Raw genomic sequence first — 7,823 nt, forward strand, 5'->3', positions numbered from 1 at the left:
CTGGGAACGAGGAAATGCTTATCAAGCGAGGTTTTTAGGACTAGCAATAAATTCTAATTAAGGACTAATAGTTATGAAAGCAGTTTGCTGGCATGGAGCAAACGATGTGCGGGTGGAAACAGTTCCCGACCCCAAAATTCTCAATCCACGTGATGCCATTATTAAAATTACTTCCACAGCAATTTGTGGTTCTGATTTGCATCTTTACAACGGCTACATCCCCACAATGGAAAAGGGCGATATCCTTGGTCATGAATTTATGGGGGAAGTTGTAGAACTGGGAAGTGCAGTTAAAAATGTGAACGTAGGCGATCGCGTTGTTGTTCCTTTCACCATCTCCTGCGGTAACTGCTTTTTCTGCAATCGGGATTTATGGTCACTGTGCGACAACTCTAACCCCAATGCTTGGTTAGTAGAAAAGCAAATGGGTCATTCACCATCAGGTCTATTTGGCTACTCTCACTTATTTGGTGGTTACGCTGGTGGTCAAGCAGAGTATGCACGAGTGCCATTTGCTGATGTCGGTCTGTTCAAAATTCCCGATGGTTTGACGGATGAGCAAGTACTATTTTTAACTGATATTTTCCCCACTGGATATATGGCAGCTGAGAACTGCAACATCAAACCTGGTGATATTGTCGCCATTTGGGGTTGTGGGCCAGTGGGACAATTCGCTATTAAAAGCGCATATCTTCTTGGTGCAGAACGGGTTATTGCTATTGACCGCATTCCTGAACGCCTACAAATGGCTAAAGAATACGGCAAAGCTGAAATCCTTAATTACGAAGAAGTAGATGTTGGCGAAGCACTCAAAGAAATGACTGGCGGTCGTGGCCCCGATGCTTGCATTGATGCAGTAGGAATGGAGGCACACGGCACAGATTTTATGGCGTTGTACGACCAAGTAAAGCAAGCAGTACGTTTAGAAACAGACCGTCCAACGGCATTACGACAAGTAATTGTGTCTTGTAGGAAAGGTGGTCACGTATCAATTCCGGGTGTATATGGTGGCTTTGTAGACAAAGTGCCAATGGGTGCTGCTATGAACAAGGGACTAACCTTGAAAATGGGACAAACACACGTCCACAAGTATTTAAAACCTTTGCTAGAACACGTCCAAAACGGTGAAATCGATCCGACCTTTATCATCACTCACAGATTACCTCTAGAACAAGCGCCCCACGGCTACGAAATTTTTAAGGACAAGAAAGATAACTGCATCAAAGTTGTACTCAAACCTTAAAGGGAATAGGGACTAGGTTACAGGGTACAGGGTACAGATTATGCCCTATCACCTGTCACCTTTCACCTCTCCCCTAATCCCAATGCCTAAAGTTAAAATTATCAAGAGGCAAAAAATATGTCTGATAGAACCGTTATCAAAGTAGACTCTAGTCATTCTCCTAAAGGTCAACTTGGTCAGAAATATCTTGCATCTGGCAAAAGCATTTCCATGCGCCTGTGGCAGAATGAGCAACCAAATGAACCTAAAGATTCAACAGCACGGGAATATGAAACTGTTGGTTATGTAATCAATGGTAGTGCAGAATTACATATTGAAGGGCAGACCATTTTACTAGAACCTGGAAGTTCTTGGGTAGTACCAAAAGGAGCTAGCCACACCTATAAAATTTTAGAACCATTCACTGCTGTTGAAGCAACCAGTCCACCCGCTCAAGTTCACGGGCGAGATGAAAATTGATTTGCAGTGATCTAAAATTTTGCGATCGCTAAAAAATTATAGCCGCTTTCAATGTCATGGAACATAGAGCATTCGCAGGGGAACAAGAATATTGTTCCTCTTTTTACTGTGCGTGAATATTAAATGCTGAAGGTTATCGATATTAGTTAACACACCTTCCAGGCTACATCCGTTTCAAATCTTGTAAAACTGCGGCGGCTGATTGATAGCGATCGCTAAAATGATAACAAACCATCTTATCTAAAATTGCCGCTAATTCTTCACTCACTTGCACCGATTGCCGCCACATCACATTCCCCGTTTCTGGATCTGGGTAGAGTTCCTGCGGTGGTATCCCAGTTATGGCTTGAATCGCAATCATTCCTAAAGCGTAAATGTCACTGCACAAGCGGGGATGACCGGCAAATTGTTCTGGAGGTGCATAACCCCGCGTCCCGATGGCTACTGTGGCTAATTCTGTTTGCTCACTACTTGGCGGTTGCATTAATTTGACAGCACCAAAGTCAATCAACACCAGCCGATTATCTTGAGCGCATCTAATAATATTAGTCGGTTTGAGATCACGATGAATTACTCGATGCTGGTGAACGAATTCTAGAACTTCTAAAACTTGTTTGAGCATCTCAATTACAAATGATTCGTTCTGTACATTTTGCACAGGTGGTAATTCTTCACTTAGGGTATGTCCCTCAATATATTGTTGAATTAAATAGAATTCTTGGTCATCTTCAAAATAAGCAAGTAGTTCGGGTATTTGATGATGTTTACCCAAAGTTTCTAAAATTTCAGCTTCACTATGAAACAACCTGCGAGCAACTTGCAAAAATCTTGTATCTTGACGGGCTGGCATTAACTTTTTAACTACACAAGTAGGATTACCCGGTCGTTGAGTATCCTGTGCTAAATAAGTCCGACCAAATCCCCCAGAACCCAGAGTTTGAGAGATTTTGTAGCGTCCACTCAAAAGCAAATCACCTGATTTTATTTCTGGTGAATCAATTGGGGGAAGAAAATCAATAGAAGAGTCGGGAATTGCTGTTTTGTCTTCTAAGAGGACATTTAATTGAGCGATCGCTTCTTGTTGTTTTTCAACTTGCAGAATAATCACCTGAGTTTGTCGCTGATTTTGGTAGCTAGTATAAGCAATTACACAGATACTACTAAGCACCAAGGCAAGGGCAGAAGGAATTAATGGAACCCATCCGGCTTGCAAGAACAAAGCAACGCAGATTACTACTAACCCAAGTAGAGTTGTCCCTACTAACGCTAGCAAAAGCAATGGATTTTGCGATCGCCATGCTAAAACACTACCTAAAAGCGACCAACCCCACACCCAAATAAGTTCCACCCAGTCTGGCCAATACCAAATTAGCGATCGCCCATCCAATACTGTACTGATAAGTTGACTTGCTATCTGTGCATGAATAAACAAAGCAGGCATTCTGGCTGGTTGATCTGGCAAAGCGCTGTAGGGTGTATAAAATCCACCTGGAGGTAAATTAGCTGCTGTAGTGCCAATAATTACCAGACGGTCTTTAAATAGATTGGGGTTGACTCGGCCACTAAGAACATCTGTGAGGGTTACTTGGTCGGCGAGGCTGTCGGGATGACGATAATTTAATAATATTTGATAGCCATCTGCATCCAGATGTTGGTAGCCACCGGAATTAGCTTGTAAACGCGGGAACAGGGTTTTACCTAACTGAAAATCTCCTTTTTTAGTGAACTGGTAGTCAATGCCTTGTTTTTCCAGATAATTAATTGCAATTAATGCACCAAACGCAAATGATGTTGTACATTTTTTGTCTGTAGAGTGAGCAAATAACAAACTGCGGCGGAGAGTTTGATCGTTTTCATGATCAGCAACCACATCACTAAATCCAACATTATCTATAGGAAAATTGGGTGGCGGTGGCATTTCATCTCTACCCAAGCTGCTGAATAAGCAAGTACTGATAACGTTATCTTGATTTTGGAGATTAGCTGCCAAATTGTTGTGTTCTGGTTGAAAAAGATATAAACCAACAATTCGCGGTTGATAAGACTCTATTTTCTTTAATAGTTGATTGATTGTCCGATCTGATATAGTCCATTTCTCTCGTTTGAGATCCTCATCAGTGATTTTAACTAGCAAAATCCGCCGATCTGGTGCTTGTGCTGGACGCGATCGCAACATCTGGTCATAAACTCTTAACTCCCAAGGCTGTAACCATCTGAGTTCCCGAACTCCCCAGATAAAGGCGGTAACTCCTACACTGGTAACAAAAATAATTGGCAGCCAGCTTTTGCTCTTGGAAGTTTCACGGGAATCCTGAACTTTGACAAAGGGGAAACGGAGTTTTTCTAATAATCCACTAATCACGGCGTTGCGGCGGTAGCCTGAATTGGGTAGATGTTGCAGGCGTAAAAGTTAATTTTCGGACTCTAGGTTAAAAGCTACTTAACCTGAAGTTCCTATTAATGTAGCAATTTACTTGCTAATTAGAGACTTTGGCGTATTCCTACTCTAAAAGCAAGTTTATGCACAGCGTCATCTAGAAAATAAGACAATCGCTAATCATCTGTTTGAGATGTTTGAGCATCTTCAACAGGACTGGCAATTGGGAAAGAAATCGGATTAGTAGATGGGGTTAGTGAATCTAACTGGGGTTGTTCAAGTGCTGCTTCAATGCTGGGATCAGCAAAATAGGAGTCAAAAATCCGATCATAGTTAGAAGCAACAGCTAAAAAAGCGCCACCCAAAATATAAATAGGTAATGGCAGATTAAACTCTTGCAACCAGTCAAACAGTTCCGCCAAAGCAAACAACACGAAAAAGCAGGCAAGCCAAACTCTCATATTCTCATCCCCTGAATTGAAACGACTCTATTACTAGTACAGCACGACGGAAATAAACATACCATTTCAAATGGCGTAAGAAGCTCGGAATACAATTCTTTTGGTTTCCGCCTTGCGGTACTAGCCTTTTCTAGGTGAATCATCAAATTTCTACCTATTTTGATAGGTCTACCTTTATACCATAGATAGGTGCAGTCCAAGTTATAGCATCTGTTATATTGCAATATCTGGTAGAAAAATAAAAATATAGTTAGCTTATGCCTGAAATCGGACAGCTAAGGATTGCACAGTTGGTTCGTGAGACTCGACAATGCCTTAAATTTACACAGGTAAAACTGGCAACGATATTAGGGGTTTCGTTTCACACTATAAACCGATGGGAAAACGGACGCACACAACCTTCGCCACTGGCTATTAAACAAATTAAAGAGCTATTACACCAAATGGGAGAACCTGGTGAGGCGCTTTTAGCCAAATACTTTTAACAATACCTATTTCATTGATCACCTGAAAGCTCAAGAGGTTATAGATTTGCGGGAAGATTTGAGCGAACAGCAAATTGCGTTGCGCGATAGTGAAGCACGCTACCGTTCACTAGCAGAGGCAAGCGCATCTATCGTCTGGAGGGCGGCACCTTGGGGCAACGTTGTTGATGATATTCCCACCTGGCAAGCTTTCACAGGGCAAAGTCCTGAACAATACAAAGGATGGGGTTGGGTTGAGGCACTGCACCCAGAAGATCGTTCCTCGATGGTGGAAATTTGGCAACAGGCATTTCCGACACGCAGCATCGCAGTTGCCGAGTATCGTGTTCTGCGACATGACGGCGAATACCGTTACATGAATATACGTGGTGTGCCCATACTCGATGAAATAGGCGAAATCCGCGAATGGGTGGGAATGTGCGTTGATATTACCGAACGCAAGCAGGCTGAGGAAAAACTGCGCGAGAGTGAGGCGCGTTTTCGGCTGCTGGCGGAGAATTCAACTGATATTATTTCACGCCATACGGTAGATGGAATTCTTCTGTACGTTTCACCAGCTTGCTACACAATACTGGGATATCAACCAGAGGAACTAGTCGGCCATCCCAGTAATAAATTAGTTCACCCTGACGATTTGGCAGAGATTGCGATAAATTACCCAGTCAATGCCGATTTACCAGATATTTATACCATTACTCACCGTGCCCGTCACCAAGATGGACATTATATCTGGTTGGAAGCAACTATTCGAGCTATTCGCGATCGCCAAACTCAAGAAATTTTAGAGATGCAAGCGTCTTCGCGAGATATTAGTAAGCGTAAGCAGGTGGAGGAGGAACAGCGTTTTCTGGCTGAAGCTAGTGGGATTTTGGCTACATCATTAGACTACGAGACAACCTTAGCCGGTTTGGTACGTTTGGCAGTGCCGGAAATAGCTGATTGGTGCTTAGTTGATATTATTTGTGACAATCAATTAGTCCGTCGAGTTGCAGCAGCCCATGCCAATCCAGAGAAGCAAGAATTGGTAGAACAGTTACAAAACTATCCGCCTGATTTGGCAGAAACAACAGGTGTTGCTGAAGTAATACGAACGGGTAAATCACAAATTATTCATTTGATTTCTGATGAACAGATACAAGGGTTAAGTCACAATGTCAGTCACCTAAAAATCTTGCAAGAATTAAATCCGACATCTGGTATGAGTGTACCGCTAATAGTTCAGGGACGGGTGTTGGGAGCGATGACTTTGGTATCTTCTTCAGGTCGTCGTTACAATACCAAAAGCCTAATGTTAGCTGAAGAGTTAGCTGGCCGGGCCGCGATCGCCGTTGATAATGCCCGACTCTACACAGAAACACAGCAATCTCAACAGGCGGCTGAAAATGCCAACCGGATAAAAGACGAGTTTCTAGCAGTACTTTCTCATGAATTGCGATCGCCACTCAACCCAATTTTAGGTTGGTCAAAGCTACTCCAAACCAACAAACTTGATGAAAAGGCCATCCCTCAAGCACTAAAGACTATTGAGCGAAATGCTAAGTTACAGGCTCAACTGATTGAAGATTTACTAGATATCTCCCGGATTTTACAAGGTAAAATCAGTTTGAATATCTACCCAGTTGATCTGACATCTGTGATTTCAGCAGCAATGGAGACAGTGCGGCTATCGGCAGAAGCGAAGTCAATTGAGATGCACATCAACTTAGAACCAAATTTGGGGCAAGTTTTGGGTGACTCCAGCCGATTGCAGCAAATCGTGTGGAACCTGCTCTCAAATGCGGTTAAGTTTACACCTATGGGGGGACGGGTTGATATTCGACTATCATTATGTTCTAATTCCAACTCAGCACTGATTCAAGTCAGCGACACAGGGAAAGGCATCGACCCCAATTTTCTGCCTTACGTGTTTGAATATTTTCGCCAAGAGAACAGCAGCACCACCAGAAAATTTGGTGGATTGGGGTTAGGATTAGCGATCGTTCGTCACTTAGTCGAACTGCATGGCGGCACAGTCCAGGTAGAAAGTGGGGGCGAAGATCAGGGAGCAACTTTTACAGTCAGACTCCCACTGATCCAAAATCAATTAGAGATTAGACAGGACAGCAGTAACTCTGAGCCATCCTCAAATTTGAATGGTGTCAAGATTTTAGTAGTGGATGATGATACAGATACGCGAGAATTTATTGCTTTCTTACTAAAGCAATATGGGGCAAATGTGACAGCAGTCACATCAGCAGATGAAGCCCTAGCCGCCTTAGCGCAATCCCTGCCAGATATACTTTTAAGCGATATTGGAATGCCAGAAGTGGATGGATGTATGTTCATGCGACAGTTGAGAACACTGCCGGCAAAGCAGGGAGGGCAAATTCGAGCGATCGCACTTACAGCATACGCTGGAGAAATTAACGCCCAGCAAGTACTTGCAGCCGGATTTGACAAGCATCTTGCCAAACCAGTAGAACCAGCCGAGTTAGTAGATGCGATCGCCAACTTAATCGCTGAATAAACCCGCTTTTACCTTCAATACCTTAGCCAATTTAAGAGGGTTCAACGCCTGTGGAAACGGGATGAATACGTCCCAATACTTGTCGGGTTTTGGGGAAAAGGGTAAGGGGTAAGGGGGAATGCATTGGTGTCAACTTAAGCTAGAAATAGCTTCGCTGCGGGCTTCATAACCCGCCAGAGAATGAATTCTCTGGCCAATAGCTAAAGTCTACTGAAGTAGACTGAATATTTTTGGGGATATCTAGTCATCTTCAGATGACTTTAGCTATGAGACAGGGATTTACAATCCCTGG

At 43.1% G+C, this 7,823-nt stretch carries 6 protein-coding genes; 4 read left to right on the forward strand and 2 right to left on the reverse strand.

Features of this window, described 5'->3' with window-relative positions:
• Positions 1-73 precede the first annotated feature (73 nt).
• Together RRG12_RS40835 and RRG12_RS40840 are read left to right on the forward strand one after the other, a co-directional pair.
• Entirely contained in the window at positions 74-1,243 is a 1,170-nt protein-coding gene (locus tag RRG12_RS40835) for a zinc-dependent alcohol dehydrogenase (RefSeq protein ID WP_420763124.1), read from the forward strand.
• 117 nt (positions 1,244-1,360) lie between these two features.
• Complete coding sequence (locus tag RRG12_RS40840) at positions 1,361-1,702, forward strand: cupin domain-containing protein (protein ID WP_420763125.1); 342 nt, start codon at positions 1,361-1,363, stop codon at positions 1,700-1,702.
• Positions 1,703-1,865: 163 nt separating this feature from the next.
• Here RRG12_RS40840 and RRG12_RS40845 read toward each other — a convergent pair whose 3' ends face one another.
• The gene (locus tag RRG12_RS40845; protein WP_420763126.1) at positions 1,866-4,064 is read right to left on the reverse strand and encodes a CHASE2 domain-containing protein; all 2,199 of its coding nucleotides are present in this window, start codon (positions 4,062-4,064) and stop codon (positions 1,866-1,868) included.
• Between the two features lie 191 nt (positions 4,065-4,255).
• Positions 4,256-4,540, reverse strand: a complete 285-nt coding sequence (locus tag RRG12_RS40850) for a hypothetical protein (protein ID WP_420763127.1) — start codon at positions 4,538-4,540, stop codon at positions 4,256-4,258.
• Between the two features lie 257 nt (positions 4,541-4,797).
• Here RRG12_RS40850 and RRG12_RS40855 point away from each other — a divergent pair, with 257 nt between their 5' ends.
• A complete protein-coding gene (locus RRG12_RS40855) occupies positions 4,798-5,025 on the forward strand; it encodes a helix-turn-helix domain-containing protein (protein WP_069071372.1) in 228 nt (75 codons plus the stop codon).
• Positions 5,026-5,071: 46 nt separating this feature from the next.
• Positions 5,072-7,531 carry a PAS domain S-box protein gene (locus RRG12_RS40860; RefSeq protein WP_420763128.1) on the forward strand — a complete coding sequence of 820 codons (2,460 nt, stop codon included), beginning with the start codon at positions 5,072-5,074 and terminating at the stop codon, positions 7,529-7,531.
• Positions 7,532-7,823 lie beyond the last annotated feature (292 nt).

Source organism: Nostoc sp. CALU 546 (genome assembly GCF_048836525.1).

Coding starts and splice junctions, on each gene's coding strand:
- RRG12_RS40835 (WP_420763124.1), top strand. CDS start 74: ATGAAAGCAGTTTGCTGGCATGGAGCAAACGATGTGCGGGTGGAAACA.
- RRG12_RS40840 (WP_420763125.1), top strand. CDS start 1,361: ATGTCTGATAGAACCGTTATCAAAGTAGACTCTAGTCATTCTCCTAAA.
- RRG12_RS40850 (WP_420763127.1), bottom strand. CDS start 4,540: ATGAGAGTTTGGCTTGCCTGCTTTTTCGTGTTGTTTGCTTTGGCGGAA.
- RRG12_RS40855 (WP_069071372.1), top strand. CDS start 4,798: ATGCCTGAAATCGGACAGCTAAGGATTGCACAGTTGGTTCGTGAGACT.